The organism is Roseibium sp. HPY-6, assembly GCF_040530035.1.
Classification (GTDB): Bacteria; Pseudomonadota; Alphaproteobacteria; order Rhizobiales; family Stappiaceae; genus Roseibium.
The window spans coordinates 2452068-2476656 of record NZ_JBEWCD010000002.1; the positions used below are offsets into that span (position 1 = coordinate 2452068).

The following is a 24589-nucleotide window of genomic DNA, read 5'->3' on the forward strand; positions in this document are numbered from 1 at the left end:
TTGGGAACCATTTGGTCTGGGTATTTCCGGCAAGATCTTCTGGGAGCAGGCGGGTAACTTTGATAAAGCTGGAATCGCCAGAAATTTCCCGCCGGGGGCACGGATGAAATCCAAGACCGAACTTTCGGGCTCTAAATGGTCCGAATCCGAAAAAAGCTATGCCGAACAGCGCGACGGACTGTTGTCATCGACACCGTCGCATGATGTCGCCGCAGCACCTTTTGTTTATGCCGAACGGCAGACGGTCACAAGTTCGCTGACACGCATGGACCTGTTTAGGAAAGTTCTGGAGGTGCAAGGGGCGATCGTCGAATGCGGCGTGCACAAGGCGAACTCCCTGTTTCTCTACTATCACCTCTCGACCATTCTTGAGCCTTACAACTTCAACCGGAAAATCATCGGGTTCGACACATTCGAAGGCTTCAGAAGCCTGTCATCCAAGGACGATGAAAATCTGAGCGAAACGGATTTTGCCGATACGAGTTACGACGAGCTTCGCAAGTGGCACGAATTGCAGGACAGAAACCGGGCTGTCGCGCATATTCCGAAGATGGAACTGGTAAAAGGGGACGCACTCGACACCATTCCGGAATTCGTTGAAGACAATCCGCATCTCATCGTTGCGCTTCTTTACCTCGATTTTGACATCTACGAACCGACCCGCGTCGCACTGGATCACCTTCTGCCTCTTGTTCCAAAGGGGGGCATTGTCGCGCTCGACGAGATCAACAGCAAAAAATGGCAGGGCGAAACCATTGCCCTGAAGCAGAAGGTCGCGATTGGAAAACTGTCGCTGAAGAAGTTTTACTACGACCCCTGGGTGAGCTATTTTCAGGTCGAATAATCTGGGTTTGGCGGCAATCCTGAAAACGAGTTCTGCCAATCGCCTCTATTTCAGGGTCTTTGTAGAATGATTTTTTTGTTCGCCGGTCATTTTGTGGATCTGAATTGCTTCAAATCAAAGAGTGCGTGGTCTACATGGAGCATAACTCCCAATGCGCGATGACTCACGGAATTCAGCAGACATGAATGTACTTGCCAAACCATCAGATCTCGAAGCCGCCGCGCCCGCCGGCGTCTTTGTCGAAGAAGTGAAAACCGTTCAGCATTATACGGACCGCCTGTTCCGCTTCCGGATGACACGTCCGGCAAGTTTTCGCTTCCGCTCGGGCGAATTTGTCATGATCGGTCTGATGATCGACGGAAAACCGCTCTACAGGGCCTACTCCATCGCAAGCCCCGCGTGGGACGAAGAACTCGAGTTCTTTTCCATCAAGGTGCCGGATGGACCGCTTACATCGCACCTTCAGAAAATCCAGCCTGGCGATGCCATCCTGATGAAGAAGAAACCGACCGGAACACTGGTCAACGATGCGCTGATTCCAGGTAAGCGTGTTTATATGTTCTCGACAGGTACAGGCATCGCGCCGTTCGCGAGTCTTATCCGTGACCCGGACACATACGAGAAGTTCGATCAGGTGATCCTGACCCACACCTGCCGCGAGGTTGCCGAGCTCAAATACGGTGAGGACCTTGTCGAGGCGACTGTGAATGACCCTCTGATAGGTGAATTCGCGAAGGACAAGCTGGTTCACTACACATCTGTGACCCGGGAAGATTTCCCGCGTCAGGGCCGGATCACCGACTTGATCAAATCCGGCAAACTGTTTGAAGATCTCGGTGTCCCGCCGCTGGACCCTGCGGTCGACCGTGGCATGATCTGCGGATCCATGGACATGATCAAGGACACGAAGGTTCTGCTGGAAGAAGCGGGCCTCACCGAAGGTGCGAACAACAAGCCGGCCGAGTTTGTTGTCGAGCGGGCGTTCGTCGGCTGAGTCGCCACCGACGTCAAAACGTTCCTTTTTCAAGCTTGAATATTGAAGGTTCGCAGTACCTGCGGACCTTCTTTTGATTTTCATACATAAATTGAGGTTTTCCAAAGAAAGCACGCGGCTTCTGTGGCTGATACCGGCTGTCGGGTGGACAGGTCAGACCAGCGGTGGCAAGAGTTTATATGGAAATTCGTAAGACCGGCGCGAGCGGCAATTCGGCGCGGGTGAAACAGTAAGGTGCCATGCCATGATCTCCGAAAATGGAACATACATGATTGCTGAAATCGGCATCAATCATAACGGCGACATCGACAAGGCCATTCAGATGATGCGCGAGTCGAAAAAGGCTGGCTGCAACGCTGTTAAGTTCCAGAAGCGCACCATTGAAATCGTTTATTCGGCCGAAGAGCTGGCGCGTCCGCGTGCCAATGCGTTCGGGGCAACCAATGGCGACTTGAAACGCGGCCTGGAGTTCGGAAAGGCCGAGTATGATGCCATTCACAGAGAGGCGGCGCGTCTGGAAATCGATTGGTTTGCATCACCTTGGGACGAGCCTTCCGTTGACTTTTTGATGGGCTATGACACGCGCTATCTAAAAATAGCGTCCGCCATGGTTACAGACAGGGATTTTCTGGAATATTGCGCATCCACCAGACGCCCATTGCTGGTTTCCACAGGCATGAGTGATCTTGCAATGGTCCGCCGGTCGGTGGAAATCATTGAAAGTGCGGGTGGAACCATTGCGTGCCTGTACCACTGCACATCGACCTATCCGACCCTCGACAGCGAAATCAACCTGCTTGGAATCGCAACGCTCAAGAAGGCATTCCCGCATTTGGAAATCGGCTTCTCAGGCCATGAGAACGGCGTTCTGCCAAGCATCTGCGCAGCGGCCATGGGTGCGGCGTCGCTCGAGCGGCATGTCACGCTCGACAGGTCCGATTGGGGATCTGACCAGAAAGCATCTCTGGAAATGCACGAATTGGCCGATCTTGTTGCACAGGTACGCCGATTTGAGCTTGTCCGCGGCGACGGTGTTCTGCGCTTTTACGATGACGAAAAGCCGATTGCCGATAAGCTGCGCCGCAAGGACACGCTTCAGGCTGCTTAATCCGGCTGCGTGAGGCGGTCCCAAGACAAAACCTCTGCCGAGCAAGCTCAATTCAACCGAGGGCACGAATGTCGATCATTGACCGTTGTCTGGAGCTATACCGGGGAGATAAATACTACGTCACCTATCCCGCGCGACCTTTGCCACAGGACTATTGGGACCTCAAACGGGATCCGGATGGCAAGGTGAGGGACGCCGCAGCCGAACGCGACACGCGCAAGGAAGATGTCCGCTATATCGCTGAATATATAAATCACCGCGCGCCGGGAACTGTCTTGGATATCGGCTTTGGCTTGGGGGAACTGCTTGAGCAAGTGGAAAACCTCAATACCTGCTTCGGGCTGGACCCGTCTGCGCGCGCAATCGAAATCGGCCGGGAGCGCTGTTCTGCGGAACTGAAGCAGGGTGTTCTGGAGCCCGGTACCTATGCGAATAACAGCTTTGACGTTGTGGTTGCCAACCATGTCATTGAACATGTCGACGAACCGGTCCCGTTTGTTGAAACCATATTCGACATCCTGAAGCCCGGCGGAGACTTTATCTGCGGTACGCCCAATTTCGCTAGTGCCGCAGCGCGGTTGTTTCAGGACCGTTTCCGCTTGTTGCATGACCCAACGCATGTGAGCCTGTTCACGGACGACTCGCTGATCCGGCTCTTTCGCGATTGTGGCTTTCGCATCGAGCAGGTCGAATATCCGTTCTTTGGAACCCGTTTTGCTTCGCCCGAAGCCTTTGAAACCATGATCCGCGCTGAGGCAGACGTTTCGCCTGCGTTCTGGGGATCATTCGTAACCGTTTTCGCGCGCAAACCGGAGTAAAGGCCGACCTTTGAATGCTGGGAGTTGAAGTGTGAAAATTGTAGCAGCCATTCCCGCTCGCGGCGGGTCGGTTGGACTGCCTGGCAAGAACATCCGGCCGTTGAACGGAATTCCGCTGGTCGGACGCACGGTGCGTGCGGCGCGTGGGTCGCGGTTCGTTTCCGAAGTTTTCGTCTCCAGCGACTCCAATGAGATCCTGACGGTGGCCACCAAGTACGGCGCCCGCCCTGTTTTGAGGCCGCTGGAGCTTTCCGGGCCGACGGCTACATCGGAATCTGCCCTTGTACATCTTCTTGAAGAAGAACCCTCTTTGCAGAGTGAGCCGCCTGACGTTCTGGTTTTCCTTCAGTGCACCGCGCCGTTCACGCAGGCTCATCACGTCGATCAGGTCGTTGAAGCGCTGCTGAACAAGGAAGCAACCAGCGCAATTTCCGTCGTCGACGACCATGGTTTTTACTGGGAAATCGGACCGGACGGTGCCGGGATTGGGCTCAATCACGATCCGAGCACCCAACGTGTCAGGCGGCAAGACATTTCGGCCCGGTACAGAGAAAACGGTGCTGTCTATGCGATGCGCGTACCGGAGTTCTTGAAGTCCGGCAACCGGTATTGCGGCAAGACCATTCTGGTCCCCGTGGATTCAACATGGATCGAGATCGACACGTCCCAGGATTGGGATATGGCCGAAGCCTTCATCCGTACCGAACAGTTTACGGGTGAACTATTGCCGGAAAGCGTGAACCCGGTGCGCGCACTGGTGACCGCCTTCGACGGCGTCCATACAGACAACTCTGTCTTCGTCAACAGGGACGGAACGGAATCGATTGTGTGTAACCGCTATGACGAAATCGGTCTTGACCGCTTGCACGGGCGCAATCTCAGGCTGTTGATGCTTGACCGGGACGACAACGGTCTTGCTGCCCAGCGTGCGCGCAAGCTCGGGATGGAATACAGATACCATCCTTTTGATAAGTTACAGATCATGTCCGACTGGAGCGCCAAGCAGGAGATCTCCTTCGCCGAAATGGCATATATCGGTGCTGACATTGCCGACATCGATTGCATGAAGGCGTGCGGATTGAGCGCGGCCCCACGCAACGCACCGGCCGAAGTCAAGGCGAACGCGACCCTGGTTCTTGAAAGTGCGGGCGGCGCAGCAGTGATACATGAATTTGGTGAGTTGCTCATCTCCCGTGGCATGCTTGGCAGAGGCTAATCCGCGGAAGGCCGTCAATGTCTGAACATGTGACAGAGAGATGCAAGGACGTCTTTAATGCAGACTGAAACAGACATTTTTCGCACGCTGAAGCAGCTTGGCGTGGCCAGCGAGGAGACACGGGAGGTTTTTGCCACCTCGACGAGAGACCGTGCCGGGCTGACCGTTTACCGGGACAGCCAGTCGGGCGTTGTCTACATCGGAGACTATTACGTCGGCGACGACACCTACCAGGAAGGTGTCTACAGGCGGGAAACACTCCAGCGCGCCGGCAGCCGGGATTTCGAACTCTGTGAAGATACGCGGCGCCGGGTTGGCGCTTACAGTCAGTTTTACACGGGGCGCACCGTCACCGAATTCGGGTGCGGCGAGGGGGCCTTCTTAAGGGAGATTGAAAGCGCATCTGAACAGGTCACCGGTATCGAGCTGCAGGAGGACTTCATTTCGGCGCTGGTTGAAGATGGTATCCCGTGTTTCGACAATGCATCGAAGATCGATGATGTTTCGCAGGATGCCGTCTTCGCTTTCCATGTTCTGGAGCATTTGCCCGATCCCTTGTCTTCACTCTCGGATCTCAAGGCGATTTTGAAACCGGGTGGGATCGCGGTGTTTGAAGTGCCGCACGCATCCGACATTCTCCTGTCGCATTTGCGATCTGCCGCCTTCAAGGACTTTACACTCTGGAGCCAGCACCTTGTATTGCACACGAGGGAGAGCTTGCGCAGATTGCTGAATGCTGGAGGCTTTTCCGACATTGTGATCGAAGGTGTACAGCGCTATCCGCTGTCCAATCATCTGAACTGGCTGTCACAGGAAAAGCCGGGTGGACACAAAAGCGTTCTGTCGGCGCTGGATACCCCGGAACTTAAGTCGGCTTATGAGGCTGCACTCAGAAAGATCGATGCGACGGATACCCTGGTTGCCGTCGCACGCAAACCGTAAGTCAGGCTTAGAGCAATCTTTTATGGCGAACATGCGGATAGACGTTCTTGAGCTCAGTCGTCATCGCGGAGACGATTTCCGGCAGGATCTCCGATGTCTTTTTGCTTTCGTCGACATAGACATATTTCATGCTCGGGTACCATGGCGGAGACGCCTGGCCGAGCAAGAGCGCTGGCTCGACCGGACCAAAGCGCACGCAGGGCACACCGATGATACCGGCCATATCGGCAACGCTTGTATTTGCGGATACGACTAGGTCACAAATTGCTGTCAGGTCAGCTGCCGCGCACAGGTCGTCGAAGAGATCGACATCCTCGAAATACGTGAAGCGTCCGCGTGCACGCGTTGCCAAGAAATCCAGTTCCTTCTGGATCGCCATGTATTGAAGATTTACGTATATGGCGTCTTCAGCTTCGATCACCGGCGCAAAGTCGGGTGCGGAAAGGTAGTATCTGGCGCGGTACTTCTGAAGGTTTCTGGAGCGCCATGCCACACCGATGACAGGCTTTTCAGCGGCGTCGGGAAGCCGGGCCAGAAGCGCACGCGCGCGCTCTTTGTCGAATGAATAGGCCGGCGAGGTGGCTTGGCGAAACTGCTCCAGATCGGTCCTGAAAAACCGTGCGAGGTCGGTGATGTTGGCCGTGAGGTCGTAGTCGGTCGCCTCGTCTTGGTCACTTGCGGGTTTGGTCCTGAATTCCATATCGGGAAACGAACGCTCGTAAAGCGGGATTGCCTTCGGCGAGACTTCAACGATGATCTTCTTCGCGAGGGGCCTGAGATCCGGAAGCATCGTTCCGCTTTTAAGCGCATCACCAAGCCCCTGATCGCCCCAGACGAGTACGGTCTTGTCTGAAATGTCTTCTCCGTCCCATTCGGGCACGGGGAACTCACGGGCGAGCGAAGTCGACATCTTGTCGCTAAAACGCGCGCCGTGAAACGCCCAGCCATTTTGAAGGTCTCCCACCGAGAGATAAGACAACGACAGATTCCAGTCGATGCCTGCGGCCCCTTCAGGTGCGAGTTTCTTTGCTTTGAGAAATGTGTCGATGGCCTCGTGGCCACGCCCGAGCATGAGGTATTGGACCGCTAGTGTGACAAGGCGATGGTAGTTTCTTGGATCGTCGTTCACAGCCTCTTCAGCATATGTCACGCCGACATGGGTCTGGGATATCGAAAAGAGAAGGCGTGCCGCCTCGTGCTTGATTTCCGCGTGATCCGGAAATCTTTCAATGGCGTCTGCGAGCTCTTGCTCACAAACATCAAACTCCTTCAGTTCCTGACGGCACCTAGCCCGTTCGATATAGTTTTCAGGGTTGTCAGGCGTGAGCTGAATGGCCCTGTGGAACAGGGTGAGAGCCTTCTTGTGGTCCTTTTTCTCTCTCAGCAGCATGCCATAGTTGCGATAGGCATCTCCGAACTCGGGGTATTGGACAATCAGGCGCTGGAATATCTCTTCCGCTTCTTCCGTCCGCTGCAAACGGGTGAGGGCGATCCCCTTTATATTGAGCGCTTCCTTTTCCCGAGGGTTTAGCGATAGGGCTTTTTCGGATACGGCCAACATGCTTTCTGCGTCTGTGCCGATATCCATCATGGCCCGCGCCAGGTTGGCATAAAATGGTGCCTGGCTGGCATTCACGCCTATGGCTTTTTGAATATACTCGACCGCGCGCTTGGGATAACCGAGTTGCCGATAGGTAACGCCGAGAAGGTGAAGCGCATCTGCGTTGTTCGGAAGTTTCTTCAGAACCTGTTTGTAGCAGCGTTGCGCTTTTTCGATTTCGCCGGACTTCTGGTAGGAAAGCCCCTTTAGCATTTTCTCGCGTAGCGGATTTGCCGCCGTTTGCGTCGCCATGTTCGTTCAATCCCTTTGGAATCACACCGCGAAGCATATCAGCCAGCCGACGACTTGCGCATGTCTGCGCTTGCAGGTCGGCGAATCCCTTGGGGATAGTCTAGCGGAGCCGCAAGTTTTTCTCCTTGCAGGAAAGAGCTGGCGGAAACGCTTGCAGGGCGTGTTGAATAAGACGATACCGACACGACTAAAGAGGAACTGGCACTGTCAGTCACCAGCGGCAGCAGGAGATGACGATGCGCTGGCGTTTGCGCAGCACATGGTGGAACTCAATCCGGACTATTCACCGGCCTATGTAATCGATATCTGCCGCACCGCTGAGGGGCTGAAGCTGCTTGAAACCAATTGCATCAATACAGCTGGATTTTACGAGGCGGATCTGATCCGTCTCGCTGAAGCGATCGAGAACCTTGGCATCGCCACAGACTTGAACCCGGATGCTTGAAGACGCGGTCCGCTCCGGGCGTGTTTCAATTGCACATGAAGTCAAGATGGTGGGCGATACTGGGATTGAACCAGTGACCCCTCCCGTGTGAAGGGAGTGCTCTCCCGCTGAGCTAATCGCCCTTAAGAAAGGATGGCGGGTGTCTAAAGGAGACTTGTTGCAAAGGCAAGGTTTTTTTGGCGCTCAGCCGACCTCTTCCTTCCCACAATAGCCGCAATTTTCACGGACGCTGCGACATTGAATTTAAATTGGAGCTTGTTTCATGATTATGCGTTTTTCCACGCTCGCATTTTGCTGCGCTATTGTTTCTTCGACTGCCTTGTCGCCCGTTGCGATCGCAAGTGAAAATGGCCCGATCACGAGCATTACACTCTCTTCGGGTGGCCTTGCGGAAATAGTGCGCAAGGCCGACATCGACAGCAGCGGCGAGATCGCTATGACGGTGCCGCTGGAACAGGTCAACGACATCTTGAAAAGCATCGTGGTCTATGATGAGGCAGGCGTCGTCGAAGGGCTTTCGTTGCCCGGACCTAACCCAATGGGAGAGACATTCAAGAACCTGCCGTTCACGGCAACGGACCTGCAGTCGCCGGTGACCCTGCTGTCCCGGCTTCAGGGGACGCAGGTTGAGCTGGAAAAAGAGGGAACGGTTGTCGAAGGCCTTGTAATGGGTGTCAGCATCCTGAACAGGGGCGATGAGGGACAAATCGGTGTTGCTTCGATCCTGAGCGAGGGCAGTATCGTGAGCGTCGATCTGGAGGCGGACACTGTTGTTCGCTTCATGGACAGGGAAATCCGCGAGAAGATCACCAAGGCATTGTCGGCAGTCGGCAGCGGCAAGTCCGACGGGGCGCGGACCGTAACCCTGAAGATCGCGGGCGAGGGGGCACGTGAAGTTGCCGTATCGTACGTTGTACCGACACCAATCTGGAAGACGGCCTATAGGGTCGTCATGTTGCCGGATGACGAGGCCCGCCTTCAGGCATGGGCGGTATTGGAAAATGCCAGTGGTGAGGATTGGGACGGCGTCAGCGTAACATTATCGTCTGGCGCGCCCGTAACCTTGAAGCAGCGCCTGCACGATCTTTACTGGCGGCAGCGCCCCGAAGTCGCAGTAGATGTCGCCGGCGGCTACGTGCCTCGGGTTGACAGCGGGGCGACCCCTTCAATGGGTGCAGGGGCGCTCGTGGAAGAGAGGATGATGAAACGTGCCGAGGTCGCCAGAAACGGTGTCCAGGCGCTTTTTGCAGCGCCGTCTGCGCCTGCGCCGGCAGCACCCATGGACACCGAGATGGCCGCTGCTCAGGTGGGCCAGGCTGAAGAAGGCGCTGTAACAGCTTTCTTTTCTTTGCCGGAAACGGTTGATCTTGAAAACGGTGAGACACTGTCCGCGCCGATCGTTGATGCCGTTGTTTCAGCCGAGTCCGTTTCCGTTTTCCAACCGGAAAGCGGTGGTGACCACCCTGTCGCCGCGATAATGATCCGCAACGAAACCGACACCAGCCTGCCCAAAGGCATCCTGACCGTCTATGACCGCGAAGAAGGCTATGTCGGTGACGCGCAGATCAGCGGCATGCCGGCGGGGGAGCTTCGCCTCGCCAGTTTTGCCACGGATCGCAAAGTTACGATTGCCGCAGAAACCAGACCCACCCAGGAAATTACTGCCGTGAAGGTGAGCGACGGGATCCTCACGGCAACTGTCAAGGAAACCTCAACGACGACATACACGGTGAAGGGAGCGCCTGACGACGACAGGCAGGTAATCATCGAACATCCGTTCTGGGAAGGCTGGCAGATGTCGTCGCCCGACTACCTGGATTCGACAAGGACGCATTATCGTCTGAAGCGGTCCGTCCCGGAAGGTGAGACCATTGCCATGACCGTCCGTATGGATCGCACGCTTGAGGAAAGGCATACACTTTTCAATTCGGACAGGGCGGCACTCATGACTCTCGTGCGCCGGGTTCCAGACAAGGGAAATGCGGACAAACTTGAAGCGCTGGCGCAACTTCAGGCGGAAAGGACGCGTCTTCAAGCCCGGATCCAGCGCCTGGAAAGGGACAAAAACGAGGAAATAAACAACCAGCAGCGGCACCGGTCCAATCTTGCGGCCCTTTCCGCTGGCTCGGATCTCTACAAGAGGTCTTTGAAGAAGCTGGGCGACTCAGAAACCAGGATCGAGGTATTGGAAACCGAGGCCGCGACCCTCAGGGAGAGCCTTGTTGACCTTCGCCAACAATTGGCAGATCAGATCAGGGCATTTTAGCTAGACGTCCCGTTCGGCAGCGCCAGGTACCGGCATGAACGAATCAAGGCAATGAGCGATCAGACACTTTTCGTATTGCAGCTGCGAGTTCGTTGAAATGCGAAATCACACTGTCTGGCCCGAGTTCGGTGACGGGCACGGGTGTATACCCGAAATCGACCGCAATGACGGGTATACCCGCGTTGCGGGCCGCATTGATATCCGTGCCGCTGTCACCGATCATGATTGATCCTTCTATTCTCCCGCCTGCGCGTTCAATTGCGCCATGCACTGGTTCTGCATGCGGCTTGGAAACGGGGAACGTGTCGCCGCCGACAACGGCATCAAAATGCTTTGCGAGATCGAGGACTTCAAGGAGCGGCAGCGTGAGCCTCTCCGCCTTGTTGGTGCAAACTGCGAGTTTCCAACCTTCTTCACGCAAGTTTTCAAGGCTTGAGACAACACCGTCAAAAGCGCGCGTATGGACGGCAATGTTTGCGGCGTAAAACTCGAGGAACTGGTGAAAGAGCGGCTCGACCAATTCGTCTGTCCACGTGACTTGGTTGTAGTCAAGGCCGCGCTGTATCAGCACCTTTGCGCCCATTCCAACCATATGGGCGACATCCTCGTTTGGAACCGCACTATGCCCGTTCGCAGTGAGGACAGCATTCAGGGCTGCAACAAGATCCTCCATCGACGACACGAGCGTGCCATCAAGGTCAAAGACAAGAACGGTCATGGAACCCTCTAAGGCTGTTCAGGAAACGCCTGCCTATCCGGATCTGCGTGGAACGGCAAGACCGGGCGTTTGCAACCGCAACTCAAACACCGCGTTTAGAGCTTGTAGGCGGTTCTGAACCCGCCCCAGTGACGGCCCTGGACCAGGATGGGTGCGTCGACTTCCTTCATCCAGACGATGTTGCCGCCGCCCATGTCGCGTGCATAGGATTGTATCAGGAAGGGCCGCGTGTTCCGGGCTGCGCTTAAGCCCGCACGGTCGTCAAAAATCCTCTTGTTCCTGCAGTTGGCAGTGTTCCAGACGGGATCATCGGGACGCTGCGGATTTGAGAAGACGAGATTGTGAACGGGGAGATAACCGTTGCGGTCGACAGAGGCGCAGAAAGCCATACCGTGCGGTTTGCCTGTTGCCAGAATTTCTTCCTGAATGTCGGGAAGAATGGCCTCCAGGTGGCGAAGTGCCTTCGTGGAAACCTGCTCAGGATTTGTTCCTGCGATCGGCTGATAGCTGGTATCGAACAGATCATCCAGGCTCAGCGTGCGCCGGACAACAAGCTCTTCCATCGCACTGGCGATTCTCAAAGCGCCCGATTGCACACACTCAACTTCTCTGGAGTGGCTTTCATGGATCGCAGCGATCTTGCGCTGCAAGGCTTGTCTGAAGGCTTCATCCGGGTCCGTGAAGCAACAGTGAAATCCATTTTCAGACACAGCGACAAGCCGCGCCTCTGTTTTGCCCAGGCCGCTCATATCAAGCTGAACAGTCTCGCTTTGACGAAGCTTGATGTTCTCCGCCGTCGTGAAGAGAAGGCCGCCTTCCGAAAGGTCCAGGGTTTCGCCGCGTGCCGTCGCACCGCCGGCGGAAATCGATCCTGCGAGTTTCACCGGCAACCTGTCGTGCCGGCGTCTGTTACCCAGGCCCGTTTGCCGGATCATCATCGTAAAGCGGTTTTGAAGCGACTTGGTCGCCGCGCTCATCTGGGTGCCGGTTTCACGAGCCCGCGTCCCACCTTCTTCCGCCGACACCGCGCTTTCAGTGATGGCCTGCGCTTTCTGAACGACTTCCTGGGCGAACTCTGCTGTCTTGTTGGCCTGTTCTCCGATGAGATTGGTCGTGTCCACCTGAGAGCGGACGGCATCTTCAACGGCGGAGAAACTCGGACGAATTTTGCCGATGACGTCGATGATCTTGTTCACCGAACCAAGGCTGTGTTCCGCGGAAAGGTTCAGCTTTTCGATGTTGGTGACGATCTGTTCCGTCGCGGATTGTGTTTCGACGGAAAGAGCCTTGACCTCGTTTGCAACAACCGAAAACCCTCTTCCGGCTTCTCCGGCCCTGGCCGCTTCAATCGTTGCGTTTAGAGCCAGGAGATTCGTTTGCTTGGCAATGTCGGAGATGAGGCTCACAACATTCGCGATATCGTCGATAGCGCTCTTGAGCTCAAGAACGCCATCATTGGCCTGGTCCGCAATTTCGCGTGCCTCATCCGCCAGCTTGTTCGAAACTTCAACCTGTGATCCGATTTCACCACTTGAAACCGACAGCTCCTGGATTGAACTTGCCAGGCTGGAGGCGTTTTCATCCGCGATCGAAGACTGATCGGACAACGACTGCGTGTCACTTCGGATTTTTTCCAGCGTTTGCATCTGCCCAACAAGGCGGTCCTGAACCTTGTCGGCAGCTACATGTATTGTCTTCGCTGCCACCTGGAGGTCGTCTTCAAGGCTGTCGAGCACAAATTCCAGCTGGTCGCTGGCCTGAGGCACAGTGTCTTGCGCGCTGCTCGGTTCACTTTCGGCCTCAAGGGTCTGAGACGGAGTGAGGGACTGCTCTTGGCGGTTTTGCTTGCGACGAAAAAAATTCATGTGTGGCCAGGCTTTTCTAAGCTCATGAGGTCAGCGAAACATCGCAAATCAATCTAAAGTCATGGTTAATGAATTCACACTTTTGAAGCCGTTGTGACGGATTTGGTCATGATGTCGGCAATGCCACTGGACCCATGGTTGCCGCGCATGTTAAGCACCCGGCGGCTAAGAAAGATAATAGGCTGTTACCCACGCTCTCGGGTGACGGGCGAGGGAATGACTGGTGAGCGACGAATTTAAAAAACAGGCAGCTGCGCGCGCGGCGGAAGACGTAATGCCGGGAATGCGGCTGGGAATAGGAAGCGGGTCGACCGCGGAGTTCTTTGTGAGCGCGCTTGCCGAACGGGTGAGAGACGGTCTGGATGTCATTGGCGTTGCAACGTCTGAAAGAACGCATGCGCTTGCCGCGGAACAGGGCATCCGTCTGACCACGCTTGAAGATCTTCCCCAACTCGATCTGACGATTGACGGCGCAGACGAACTGGACGAACAGTTGACCCTGATAAAGGGCGGCGGAGGCGCTCTCTTGCGTGAGAAAATCGTCGCGGCGGCGTCGGGAAACATGACGGTTATTGCCGACAGCAGTAAGGTTGTCACTACACTGGGCAAATATCCGTTGCCGATCGAAGTCGTACCGTTTGGTCTGAAAGCAACGACGAATGCGATCTCACAGATCCTTGGTGAACTCGGTCTGCCCCAAAAGCTGACCTTGAGGGGAGGCGAAGCGGCCCCCTTTGTCACCGACGGAGGACATTACATCCTGGATGCTCACCTTGAGGCCATAACTCAGGCACAATCTCTGGCTAACCGGCTCGTCGAGATACCTGGTGTCGTTGAACATGGCCTTTTCATCGGACTTGCAACAAAGGCTTACGTAGCAGGTGCGAATGGGGTAAAGACCGTTTTACCTGCCTGATTGTTTGGATTTGGCGTCCACACACACTGTCGGACAGCCGCCGAGGAGTAGAAAAATGACACTTATGAAAGCGTTGCCGCGGGCTGCTGTTATTGGCGCTGTTTTAACAGCCACGGCTTTCTTTATAAATACATCGATTGCGCAGGACGAGATTTCCGAGAGTCACATTGCTGCCGCCAAGCGCGTTGCAGAGGTTACCAAGGTCCTGGAGCCGTTTGACGACATTCTGCCGATCCTTGCCGAGCAGACCCGGACCGCCTTCATCCAGGCTGAACCGACCCGCGCAGAAGAAATCATTGAAGTGACTCAGGAAGTGGCGCTGCAACTGGCACCATCTCGTGCCGAATTGAATGCCTTGGTCTATCAGGCCTGGGCGAAAAACTTCACCGAAGACGAACTGAACGAACTTGCGGTTTTTTATCAGACCGAGCTTGGACAAAAGCTCACCAGCACTCTGCCGGCCGTCACGCAGCTCTCGGTCGGCGCTGCTCGTGAGTGGCAAGACAAGACTTCCACCGACATGGTGACCATGGTGCAGCAGGAGCTGCAGAAACGAAACGAGGCTCAGTGACGGGCTTGACCGGTATGGTCAACACAGAGATTTGATGCTGGCAGATTTGCCGGCAAATGGGCCGCAATAGCGGCCCATTTGGTATCAGAGAGCCGCGTTTTCGTCTGGGCAGACCTGCATTCTCCGCGGGAGGCGCCTTGTACAGTGAAATGCATCGCCTATCTGGGGGCAGGTTTTGACTCCGCCGCAAACTTCAATGGGCGAGATCAACGAGAGGCAGACATGAGCGAATACGACTACGACCTATTTGTAATTGGCGGCGGATCAGGCGGCGTCCGGGCCGCGCGCATTGCCGCGACCCATGGTGCCCGCGTTGGAATAGCTGAAGAGTACAGATACGGCGGGACATGTGTCATTCGCGGATGTGTTCCCAAAAAGCTTTTTGTCTATGCCTCCAAGTTCTCTGAGGAATTCGAGGATGCGGAAGGGTTTGGCTGGTCCGTTGGAGAGCGCAGTTTTTCGTGGGAAAAGCTGATTGCAGCCAAGGATCAGGAGATCACGCGCCTGGAAGGTCTCTACCGGCGCAATCTTGAACGGACAAATGTCGAAGTGCACGACAGCCGTGCGGTGATCGAGGACCCGCATACGGTGCGTTTGCTGTCGACCGGACAGACCGTGAGTTCCAAATACATCCTGGTCGCTGTTGGTGCTTCACCCAACGTCGACAACAGCGTGCCAGGCATGGAGCATGTGATCACTTCCAACGAAGCCTTCCACATGGCAGAACTTCCTTCCAAGATCATTGTTGCAGGCGGTGGTTATATTGCGGTTGAATTTGCCGGTATCTTCAATGGTCTTGGCGTAGACACCACGCTGATCTATCGCGGCGAGGAAATCCTGCGCGGTTTTGATATGGACCTGCGCACGACTGTTCGTCAGGAAATGGAGAAGAAAGGCATCAAGGTCATCTTGGGCGACACTTTCTCCAGCATCGAAAAACAAAGCGACGGCTCTTTGATCGGTCATACCAAGGGCGGAAAGACGCTGGAGGCGGGCAAGATCATGTTCGCGATCGGCCGCAATCCGCATACAAAGGACCTTGGACTGGAAAAGGCGGGGGTCGAAACCGACCGGATCGGAGCGATCAAGGTGAGTGACGATTCACGAACAAACGTTGAATCGATCTACGCCGTCGGAGATGTCACCAATCGCGCGAATCTCACGCCCGTCGCAATCCGGGAAGGTCACGCATTCGCGGATACTGTCTTCGGCAACAAGCCCTGGAGCGTCGATCACAGTCTGATTGCGACCGCTGTTTTCTCGCAGCCCGAGATGGGAACGGTCGGACTGACACAGGAGCAAGCCCTGGAGCGCACGCCGAACCTCGACATTTACAAGTCCAGTTTCCGGCCGATGAAGCACACGTTGTCCGGACGCGACGAAAAAATGCTGATGAAGATGATCGTGGATGCCGACACACAAAAGGTTCTCGGCGTGCATGTTGTCGGCCCGGATGCCGGTGAGCTTGCCCAAATCCTGGGTGTTACGCTGCAGATGGGCGCCACGAAGGCTGATTTCGACCGTACAATCGCGGTGCATCCGACAGCCGCGGAAGAGCTTGTCACGATGCGCGAGCCGAGCGAGCAGCTTCGCGCTTTGGCGCGCAGTTGATCAAACGGGGCTGACATGCCCCTCAGGCTGTTTTTGCCGAACGTAGACCGGTGTGTTCGCGGTCGTCCTGTGTATCGGCAGAATGGTCAGCAGGCATTTTCTGAAGCGTGTCAGTGAAGAACGAATACCGGCTGCGTCCAAGATCCTTGGAATGGTAAAGTGCGGCGTCGGACTGGCCCACGAGCTGTTCCGGCTCTCTGCCATCTTCCGGCGCGCGCGCGATGCCGATGCTGAGCCCCACGCATGCCTCATGTTCGCCCGGCAATGCGACAGGCGCTTGGGCGGATGCGATAAGGTCACTACAAAGGGATTGCAGCCGCTCTTTGGAAGTGTCCTTGCGATAAATTACCATGAATTCGTCGCCGCCGATCCGGCACACAAGTCCTTGGCGGCCGATTACCTCCTGCAGACGCATGGCGATTGCCTTGATGACCGCATCACCGGCTGCATGTCCGTACGTGTCGTTGACCGCTTTGAACTTGTCCAGGTCACAGTGCAGGACAGCAAAACGATTGTCCTGGAGTTCCTTGACCGACGAGTCCAGTACCCGGTTGAACAAAAGTCTGTTGCCAAGTCCTGAAAGTGTGTCGTGAAGCGCAAGATAACGGTTTTGCTGCTCACTGGCCTGAAGCGAACTTGTCAGTCGGCCGATGCGCCATGCAATTCCGAATGCAAGCGCGCCGAGCGCGACACTGAGGATGGCGATGACAGGTATGATCGTGGGCCAGATAGATGTGGTGGCGGACCCGCTTTCCCAGTGAAAGGCTCCCAAGAGGTCGCCGGATTGGCTCCAGACTTCACGTACCGGGCCGTCGAGCGGCGCGGTCGTCACCTCCTGAAAGCTGAATGCTTGGAAGTTTGGCTGCGAGTTGAGCTGTTCTGCAAGCGCATCGTCAATGTAACGCGCCGAAATGAGGATTGTTGGCGGACCGTCGGGCAATGTGGTCTCGTACCGGTCCGGAATTACAGGCATTGCACCAAACATTACCGGTTTGCCGTCCAGGCGCGCGAACCCCATCGTTGCGTAATTCGCAGGGGTCACGTCCTGCAAGGAGCGGTGTCCGAATCCTCCGGGAACCCGGACGCGGTTTAGCATGTATTTTGAAGTCTGCTGCCGGACGATGACTTCAAGTTCTGGTGTTTCGCCAATGGGCCTGTTGACGATGTGAGTGTAGTCCTCGAAAGACTCCGCCAGGACGGTGCTGCCTCCGGACACGAGAATGATCTTGTCGTGTCCGTAGTCGCCCCAAAGCATGTCGAAGCTTTGCCGCGCGTAGGTTTGATTGAACCTGTGAATCAGATTTTCGACGGAAAGATCAGACGAGGTGATCCTGAGTTGCTCGCGCACAAGGGCGCGCATTTCGTCGGAAAGAACGCTTTCGAAAAGTCGTTCCTCATTCGCGACTGTCTGTTGGGTCGACGCACGGGTCGCAATGAAGCCGACGAAGAGCAATGATATGGATGTGACCGCAATGAGCAGTGCTGCGAGCATGAACGCCAGTCGCGATATATGCTGCCTCGCACGCTTGGGCGCCTGATCGCTGTACCTTCGGCGAAATTCGGTCAAGTTGCAGTCTCTTAAGATGCTACGTAAAGTTATTTCAAGTCATTCAACGATTTAAACAATGTAGATAAAATGAATTAACAAGACGTGGCGCTGACATTTGCGGCGATGAATTATGTGTGATCGAGACGAGGATGTTCCGGTTATTTATTGTAAGTCTTGCCAAGTCTAAGCAGCGCGATGATGCAAGCGCGTTATTGCGCGGCAGTGCGTGGTGAAAAAGACCGGTTCGTCTGCGTGTCACCGGACGTTGCCTCCAGATAGAGAGGTGCCGCAAACTCAATCGCGTTGCGGCCGTTCTCCTTCGCCCGGTAAAGAGCCATATCGGCCATCCTGATCAGGTCCTTGTCGTTCAGGCCGCATTCCGGAGCGGTCGCGATGCCGATGCTCAACCCGACTTCGACCTTCTCGCCATGTCCGATATCCATGGGAACCGACATGGACGTTTTCAGCTGATCGGCAAGGTCTTCGAGTTCCTGAAGGCTGGAATAGGCCGTCAGGAGCACGATAAACTCATCGCCGCCGATACGGCAGACAACAGCGTCCTTGCCGAAGTGGGTCTGAAATCTCGCGGCGACCTGGCACAACACCTTGTCACCGGCCTCATGACCGTATGTATCGTTGATCGGTTTGAAGCGATCCAGGTCACAGGTGAACAGCGCAAACCCTTTCTCAGGCAGACTGTCGATCGAGTAGGCGAGACGGTCGGAAAAATGGTGCCGGTTCGGAAGACCTGTCAACGCGTCGTGGTTCGCAAAGTGATGATTTTTGCGTTCGCTTTCTTCGAGCGAATTCGACAGACGGCTGATCCTTGTTGCTGCTGCGAATGCGATAATGGAGATGATCGCCGTCATCAGCAGTATGAGCGGCAGCGCCATGAGCCAGATATGAAGGCCGGGTTTGGCCTGATCCCAGCGAAAATAGCCGAGGACTGAACCGTCCGCAGCCCAGATGAGGTGATTGGTCGGATGCTTGTTCGCCGGTTCACCGACATGGAACCTCAAGTCGCGGTAGTTGAGGCTCTCGTTGAGCTCCGCGACGAGAATGTCGTCGAAGTAAACCGCGTTGACCAGAACAGCCGGATACTCGCCGGTCAGCCTGACGCGTCCATAGTCCGGCAAAATCGGCACGGCGACAAGAAGAGCGGGCTTGCCATCGATCGTGGCAAATGCGGAATTCGCAACATCAAGCAACACCGATTGCGGCAAGTACCACTCGGCAAAACCGGAATTGGATTGGCGTTTCCTGGTTTCGAAACTTTCCCGGGTCCGCTTTGCCAGCTCCCGGATGACCGGATCTGCGGGTGTTGCCTGTTCCGGAAAGCGCACATTGTCCTCAAGGGCCTGCGCAACAAGATCGCCGCTTGTGGAAACGATGAAGGTTCGCTCCAGATCGAACTGCTCCCACATCTCTGCGACGAGTTGGCCTTCGATAAAGTCCCGGTCCAGGGGGCGCTGCAGCGCCATAAATGTCTCATCCCATTGCGCCATGTCGGTCTGATCCATGGCAACGAGGCGCTGGTAGGAGTTCAGTGCGCTGGTGAAACGAAGTTTGTCGCCTTCAAGCGAGCGCCTGTCGGCCTCTTTCCAGGCCAAATGGGCAATGAATGTCAACGAAGCCGTTGATAAAACGATCAGCAGGACAGCCAGGCCAAAGATCCAGATCTTGATCTGCCGTCCTGTCGCTGCCCGGCTGGTCGCCGTGACATACGACTGCCCCATGTCTGCGTCGTTTCCCAGCAAAGCTGACACCCCCTTCAATCTGGTAATTCGAATACCAGACGAAGCTTAACGCGGCGTGCGCAGTCCTGGAGTTCTGGCGAGAAATCACTCCGACTTGCCGAGAGCCTTAACGAAACGTTCTATTTCGTCATCCGTATTGAACGCGTGCTGGGAAGCTCGCACAACTGCGTCGAGGCCGCGGTGCGGAAGATCGATCTGCGCAGAAGTCGCAGTGCTGACAGAGACGTTTATGCCCATGCTTGACAGCCTCTGTTGGGTTTGAATGGGCGTTTCACCTGCAATGGTGAACGTGACAATCCCGCCTTTGCGCGCACCTTTGTCATGCAGCGTCAGATCGGGCAGTGCTGACAGTTCGGATCTGAGCTGGGCCCCGAGTGCGCAGATCCGGTTGCCGATCCGCTCCATTCCAAATCCGATAGCGTAGGTAACGGCAACACCAAGACCGATCTGGCCCGCCACATAGCGCTCCCATGTCTCGAACCTCTGGGCATGCGGCACGAGTTCATAGGTGTTGTCATTCAGCCAGTTCGCCGACTGCAGATCGACGAAGGGCGGATCGAGCTGATCGAGAATCCGATCGCTGACATACAAAAAACCCGTTCCTCGCGGGCCGCGCAGATATTTGCGGCCTGTTCCCGAGAGCATATCGCAGCCGATCGAATTGACGTTGAGCGGGATGTGCCCTGCCGACTGGCAGGCGTCGAGCAGATAAAGAACTTTCCTGGATCGAGCGATCTCACCGACATCTTCGGCCGGGTTGATCAGGCCTGAAAATGTCGGAATGTGCGTGAGGGCGATCAGACGGGTCTTGCCAGTTACGGCATTGCGCAATGCCTTCAGATCGATCTGGCCGTCTGAATCATCCTCGACAACGTCGATCTCAATCCCTTTGCGCTTTTTCATTTGCAGAAAGGCAACATAGTTTGACACGTATTCCGCACGTCCGGTGACGATGCGGTCGCCTTCCCGAAAGTCGATACCGTAAAACGCCATGTCCCATGCGCGCGTTGCGTTTTCGATGTAGGCAATCTCGTGCGGTTTGCTGCCGATCAGTGCAGCGAGCGCGGAGTAAAATGTATCAAGGCTTGCTTTTGCCTTCGCTGCTGCTTCGTATCCACCCAGGCTGGCTTCCGCCTCAAGATGACCGATCACAGCATCGAGAACCGGCCTGAGGGCCAGCCCTGTTCCGGCATTGTTAAAGTGGATCAGCTCCCCTAAACCGGGTGTGTCCTCTCTCAGAACCGCAACATCATACTGGGAAAGGGACGGGACAATCATGGCAACCCTGGGCTCCGTGTTTCTTGCGGTCCGCAAATCAAAGACCTGCGCTCAATGACGATCACATATTTTGGTTATGGCTCCCTCGTCAATCTTGACACTTTGCCGGCAAGGGCCGATGCGACGCCTGGCAAGCTGAAAGGTTGGGTGCGAGAGTGGCGGGTTTGCGGCAAAGGCAGCGATGGTCAGGGCAGATGCGCGCTCAGTATCCGCGAGGATCCGGAGAAGGAGATCTGGGGTGTCATGGTTCGTGAACCCCGCGCAGGACTTGAAGACCTCGAGAGGCGGGAAAAAAGGTATCGAAAGGTTGGCTCCCTGGGCGTCTCGTTCCGCTGCGACACGGCGCAAAGCGAAGGACCGGAGGACCTTTTCGTCTTTGTGGCCGCGCCTGAGCACTACCGATGGGGAACCGAGAGCCATCCGATATTGCAGAGTTACCTCGATTGTGTGCTGGCCGGATTCCATCGTTTGTGGGGCAAAGATGGAATTGAGCATTTCCTTGAAACGACGGAAGGGTGGCATGTTCCCGTCCTGAGGGACAGGCATGCGCCTGTCTATCCTCGAGCGGTCTCCCTTGATGACACGGTGCGCGACGCAATCGACGCAGCGACACAATCCCATGGCTTGAGCTTTATCGGTCCGCGCTGAATCTTGCTTTTGTCAGGGGCTTTCAGATACTTATTCCGCGTAAGAGGTAGCCTGCAAGGAAAGCGATTGCGGCGGCGGAAAGCCCGATACCCATCGTCTCTGCACCGGAATGCAGCCAGCCCTTTGTTGACCAGCGTGACTTGATCGAGCCGATCAGGAAAAAAGCGAATGCCGTGAGAACAGTGGTATAAAACGCAGAAGACGTGAATCCGAACACGAACGGCAAGAGCGGAAGACTGCCGCAGAAGACAAAGGCTGCAAACGTCGCGCATGCCGCCCGGAACGGTGAACGTGTGCTCGATGTCAGACCATACTCGGCCTGCATCATTGTTTCGAGCCACGTGGCCCGGTTTGAGGTCACAAGACGAACGAGGTCGTCGAGGTCGTCACCTTCATATCCCTTGGCGCTGAAAATCTGCCTGATTTCTTCCCTTTCGCCTTCAGGGGCGAGGGAGATGTGTTTCTCTTCGATCGCCAGAAGGCGGGCGTATGCCTCATCTTCAGATTTTGACCCGCTGTAGTTTGCCGCCGCCATCGAAAAACCGTCTGCAAGAAGGTTTGCCACGCCCAGAACAAGGATGATCTTGGGTGTCAGGCTCGCACCGACCGCGCCTGCAACGATGGCAAACGTGGTGACAGCGCCATCGATGCCGCCGTAAATCCAGTCGCGCAAGTAGCTGGCTGCGGGCTTTGCGGAAAGCCTGGACGCGATATCGTCGGGCCGGTGACTGTGCTCCAATACGGGAACGGGCATGTGTCTGTCCTGATCAATCGGGAAGACAGCGTGCGCGGGCGGGGCGAAGCGAGCCATGATCAAAGTCAATGGCGAAAGGCACGCAAAAGGTGTCTCAGATAGATATTGCGCCAGGTTTGGCGCTAATTTGGCTGATTTACCCTGTGGCGTTAGCATTCATCGGCGTGTATAACGCCGCACGTTTGCTTTAGATACGCAAACGGAAAAGGTCTAGAATAGTGCGGATCGCGCGCGACAATGCGAGACACGGCGCGCGTCCAGTAGGAGTAGAGAAAATGGCGGAGAAGTGGAGCCCGGAAACGTGGAGATCGAAACCGATCTTGCAGGTTCCGGAATACCCGGATCAAGAGACTTTGGCGAGTGTTGAACAGCGCCTGTCGACGTATCCGCCGCTCGTGTTTGCAGGGGAGGCGCGTGCGCTGAAACAGCAGCTTGCCGATGTTGCCGCGGGCAATGGTTTTCTGCTTCAGGGCGGTGACTGCGCAGAGAGCTTTGCCGAGCACCATCCCGATCATATCCGCGACTTTTTCCGCGTTTTTCTTCAGATGGCTGTTGTTCTGACCTACGCCGCGAGCCAGCCTGTCGTTAAGGTTGGCCGCATCGCCGGGCAATTCGCAAAGCCGCGCTCGTCGAATATTGAAAAGAAGGATGACGTTGAACTGCCGAGCTATCGCGGTGACATTATCAACGACATCAATTTCTCTTCAGACAGCCGGATTCCGGATCCGGGCCGGATGGCCATGGCCTATCGCCAGTCTGCCGCGACGCTGAACCTTCTTCGTGCGTTCGCACAGGGCGGTTTCGCAAATCTTGATCAGGTGCACCAGTGGATGCTCGGCTTCATCACCGACAGCCCGCAAGGCCACCGTTACAAGGAACTGGCTGACCGGATCACCGAAGCCCTGGCCTTCGTGCGTGCGTGCGGCATCAGTTCGGACAATGTGCCGCAAATGCGCGGAACAGACTTCTTCACGAGCCACGAAGCCTTGCTCCTGGGCTATGAGGAAGCACTCACCCGCGTCGATTCCACTTCCGGTGACTGGTACGCGACGTCGGGCCACATGCTCTGGATCGGCGACAGGACGCGCCAGTCGGACCATGCGCATGTCGAATTCTTCCGCGGGATCAAAAATCCGATCGGGCTGAAGTGCGGGCCGTCCTTGACACCGGACGGCTTGCTGGAACTTGTCGACATTCTCAATCCGGATAACGAGCCGGGCCGTTTGACGCTTATCGCGCGTTTTGGAGCGGACAAGGTATATGATCATCTGCCGCAGCTCGTTCGCGCCGTCGAGCGCGAGGGCCGGTCGGTTATCTGGTCATGTGACCCTATGCACGGCAACACGATCACTGCCGGCGGCTATAAAACCAGACCGTTCGACCGCATTCTCAGCGAAGTAGAAGCCTTCTTTGAGGTGCACAGGGCCGAAGGGACGCATGCCGGCGGTGTGCACGTTGAAATGACGGGTCGAAACGTTACCGAGTGCACCGGTGGGGCGCATGCCCTGACTGCCGAGCAATTGGGTGACCGCTATCACACGCATTGCGATCCGCGTCTGAATGCGGATCAGGCCCTGGAGCTGGCGTTCCTGATCGCTGAAAACCTCAAGAAAGAGCGTGACGGGCGCCAGGCGCAACCGATTGCAGCGAGCGCCTGAACGGGTTCTCAAATTGCCTGACGGAAACCTGAAGGGTGGCTCTGGCCACCCTTTTTTGGTTTTCAGACGGAATATTACGAAAAATTGCAGGGCTGGTAAGCCACATTTAACGCTCGTTTCCCATAGTGGGCCCGTCGAATTGCGGGGGAGAAACCGTGTTGCGTGATAAGTGGGATCTTTCGAGAATTTCGTGCCTGATCGCGGAAGACAATCCACACATGCGCACGATTGTTCGCTCGGTGCTCACCGGTTTCGGTGTACGCTCCATCTTCGAAGCAAGTGATGGCGCAGAGGCTCTTGAATTGGTCGTCGACCGCAAACCGGACATCGTTTTGCTCGACTGGGTCATGAACCCATTTGGCGGCAGTGAGTTCCTGAGAATTTTGCGCGGCGACCACGACATGGTGATCTCCACTGTTCCGGTCCTCGTGATATCGGCACATGCCAACCGCGCCACGATCCTGGAAGCGATGGGAATCGGCGTTCACGGTTTTGTCGCCAAGCCGATTGCTCCGGCCATTCTCTACCGCCACATCGGAGATATTCTCGAGCGGCAGGAAATGCAGGGCCGGTCAAAAGGCATAATGGGCCCCGGTTCTCAGCAGAAGTCGAGAAAGCTCAACATTGCAGGTATCTCCGATGATGCATCCGATGCAGAGCCGGAAGCCGATACCGGGCTTGCGCTTCTCTAGCGTTGATGCTGCGTCGGTTTCACCGATCTGGGTGATTGCAACCGTCCGGCCTTGCCGCTAAATCAGGGATGAAAGACTCATCCTGGT

At 55.9% G+C, this 24589-nt stretch carries 20 protein-coding genes, 1 tRNA gene and 1 pseudogene; 14 read left to right on the top strand and 8 right to left on the bottom strand.

Translation table 11 applies throughout. The features are described from left to right. The first annotated feature begins 103 nt into the window (after positions 1 to 103). The 6 genes from ABVF61_RS22380 (at position 104) to ABVF61_RS22405 (ending at position 5922) form a co-directional block, all read left to right on the top strand. Entirely contained in the window at positions 104 to 844 is a 741-nt protein-coding gene (locus ABVF61_RS22380) for a TylF/MycF/NovP-related O-methyltransferase (RefSeq protein WP_353995742.1), read from the top strand. A 181-nt stretch (positions 845 to 1025) separates the two neighbouring features. After that, complete coding sequence (locus ABVF61_RS22385) at positions 1026 to 1838, top strand: ferredoxin--NADP reductase (RefSeq protein ID WP_353996480.1); 813 nt, start codon at positions 1026 to 1028, stop codon at positions 1836 to 1838. Between the two features lie 244 nt (positions 1839 to 2082). Continuing rightward, positions 2083 to 2946 (top strand): N-acetylneuraminate synthase family protein, encoded by an 864-nt coding sequence (locus tag ABVF61_RS22390; protein ID WP_353995743.1) that lies wholly within the window; start codon positions 2083 to 2085, stop codon positions 2944 to 2946. Positions 2947 to 3014: 68 nt separating this feature from the next. Then, positions 3015 to 3764: a class I SAM-dependent methyltransferase gene (locus ABVF61_RS22395; protein ID WP_353995744.1), complete on the top strand. Its 750-nt coding sequence runs from the start codon at positions 3015 to 3017 to the stop codon at positions 3762 to 3764. A gap of 31 nt (positions 3765 to 3795) precedes the next feature. Further along, a complete protein-coding gene (locus ABVF61_RS22400; protein WP_353995745.1) occupies positions 3796 to 4980 on the top strand; it encodes a cytidylyltransferase domain-containing protein in 1185 nt (394 codons plus the stop codon). 57 nt (positions 4981 to 5037) lie between these two features. After that, on the top strand, positions 5038 to 5922 hold the full coding sequence (locus ABVF61_RS22405; RefSeq protein ID WP_353995746.1) for a class I SAM-dependent methyltransferase: 885 nt from the start codon (positions 5038 to 5040) through the stop codon (positions 5920 to 5922). Positions 5923 to 5929: 7 nt separating this feature from the next. Here ABVF61_RS22405 and ABVF61_RS22410 read toward each other — a convergent pair whose 3' ends face one another. Continuing rightward, positions 5930 to 7774, bottom strand: a complete 1845-nt coding sequence (locus ABVF61_RS22410) for a tetratricopeptide repeat protein (RefSeq protein ID WP_353995747.1) — start codon at positions 7772 to 7774, stop codon at positions 5930 to 5932. 229 nt (positions 7775 to 8003) lie between these two features. On the opposite strand from ABVF61_RS22410, the pseudogene ABVF61_RS22415 reads away from it, so the two are divergent. Then, positions 8004 to 8219, top strand: a pseudogene (locus tag ABVF61_RS22415) (ATP-grasp domain-containing protein); the annotation flags it as partial. A 47-nt stretch (positions 8220 to 8266) separates the two neighbouring features. On the opposite strand, the gene ABVF61_RS22420 reads toward ABVF61_RS22415, so the two are convergent. After that, positions 8267 to 8341, bottom strand: a tRNA-Val gene (locus ABVF61_RS22420). Positions 8342 to 8481: 140 nt separating this feature from the next. Here ABVF61_RS22420 and ABVF61_RS22425 point away from each other — a divergent pair. Beyond that, a complete protein-coding gene (locus tag ABVF61_RS22425; RefSeq protein WP_353995748.1) occupies positions 8482 to 10485 on the top strand; it encodes a DUF4139 domain-containing protein in 2004 nt (667 codons plus the stop codon). 43 nt (positions 10486 to 10528) lie between these two features. Here ABVF61_RS22425 and gph read toward each other — a convergent pair whose 3' ends face one another. Then, positions 10529 to 11203 carry a phosphoglycolate phosphatase gene (gene gph, locus ABVF61_RS22430; RefSeq protein ID WP_353995749.1) on the bottom strand — a complete coding sequence of 225 codons (675 nt, stop codon included), beginning with the start codon at positions 11201 to 11203 and terminating at the stop codon, positions 10529 to 10531. Between the two features lie 95 nt (positions 11204 to 11298). Further along, positions 11299 to 13068, bottom strand: coding sequence for a methyl-accepting chemotaxis protein (locus tag ABVF61_RS22435; RefSeq protein WP_353995750.1), 1770 nt, complete (start codon positions 13066 to 13068; stop codon positions 11299 to 11301). Between the two features lie 274 nt (positions 13069 to 13342). Between ABVF61_RS22435 and rpiA the strand changes: the two genes are divergently transcribed. The 3 genes from rpiA (at position 13343) to gor (ending at position 16166) form a co-directional block, all read left to right on the top strand. Beyond that, entirely contained in the window at positions 13343 to 13984 is a 642-nt protein-coding gene (rpiA, locus tag ABVF61_RS22440) for a ribose-5-phosphate isomerase RpiA (protein WP_502950013.1), read from the top strand. A gap of 64 nt (positions 13985 to 14048) precedes the next feature. Further along, complete coding sequence (locus tag ABVF61_RS22445) at positions 14049 to 14555, top strand: DUF2059 domain-containing protein (protein WP_353995752.1); 507 nt, start codon at positions 14049 to 14051, stop codon at positions 14553 to 14555. 222 nt (positions 14556 to 14777) lie between these two features. After that, positions 14778 to 16166, top strand: a complete 1389-nt coding sequence (gor, locus tag ABVF61_RS22450; protein WP_353995753.1) for a glutathione-disulfide reductase — start codon at positions 14778 to 14780, stop codon at positions 16164 to 16166. Between the two features lie 22 nt (positions 16167 to 16188). Here the strand turns inward: gor and ABVF61_RS22455 are convergent, their stop codons facing one another. From ABVF61_RS22455 to ABVF61_RS22465, 3 genes are all read right to left on the bottom strand, one after another. Then, positions 16189 to 17658 carry a diguanylate cyclase domain-containing protein gene (locus ABVF61_RS22455; protein WP_353995754.1) on the bottom strand — a complete coding sequence of 490 codons (1470 nt, stop codon included), beginning with the start codon at positions 17656 to 17658 and terminating at the stop codon, positions 16189 to 16191. A gap of 266 nt (positions 17659 to 17924) precedes the next feature. Beyond that, positions 17925 to 19451: a sensor domain-containing diguanylate cyclase gene (locus tag ABVF61_RS22460; protein WP_353995755.1), complete on the bottom strand. Its 1527-nt coding sequence runs from the start codon at positions 19449 to 19451 to the stop codon at positions 17925 to 17927. A 105-nt stretch (positions 19452 to 19556) separates the two neighbouring features. Further along, entirely contained in the window at positions 19557 to 20750 is a 1194-nt protein-coding gene (locus ABVF61_RS22465) for an aminotransferase class V-fold PLP-dependent enzyme (protein ID WP_353995756.1), read from the bottom strand. 54 nt (positions 20751 to 20804) lie between these two features. Between ABVF61_RS22465 and ABVF61_RS22470 the strand changes: the two genes are divergently transcribed. Continuing rightward, the gene (locus ABVF61_RS22470) at positions 20805 to 21398 is read left to right on the top strand and encodes a gamma-glutamylcyclotransferase family protein (protein ID WP_353995757.1); all 594 of its coding nucleotides are present in this window, start codon (positions 20805 to 20807) and stop codon (positions 21396 to 21398) included. A gap of 22 nt (positions 21399 to 21420) precedes the next feature. On the opposite strand, the gene ABVF61_RS22475 is transcribed toward ABVF61_RS22470, so the two are convergent. Then, positions 21421 to 22152 (bottom strand): VIT1/CCC1 transporter family protein, encoded by a 732-nt coding sequence (locus tag ABVF61_RS22475; protein WP_353995758.1) that lies wholly within the window; start codon positions 22150 to 22152, stop codon positions 21421 to 21423. A 275-nt stretch (positions 22153 to 22427) separates the two neighbouring features. Here ABVF61_RS22475 and ABVF61_RS22480 point away from each other — a divergent pair, with 275 nt between their 5' ends. After that, positions 22428 to 23810: a class II 3-deoxy-7-phosphoheptulonate synthase gene (locus ABVF61_RS22480; protein ID WP_353995759.1), complete on the top strand. Its 1383-nt coding sequence runs from the start codon at positions 22428 to 22430 to the stop codon at positions 23808 to 23810. A 155-nt stretch (positions 23811 to 23965) separates the two neighbouring features. Next, positions 23966 to 24502: a response regulator gene (locus ABVF61_RS22485; protein ID WP_353995760.1), complete on the top strand. Its 537-nt coding sequence runs from the start codon at positions 23966 to 23968 to the stop codon at positions 24500 to 24502. Positions 24503 to 24589 lie beyond the last annotated feature (87 nt).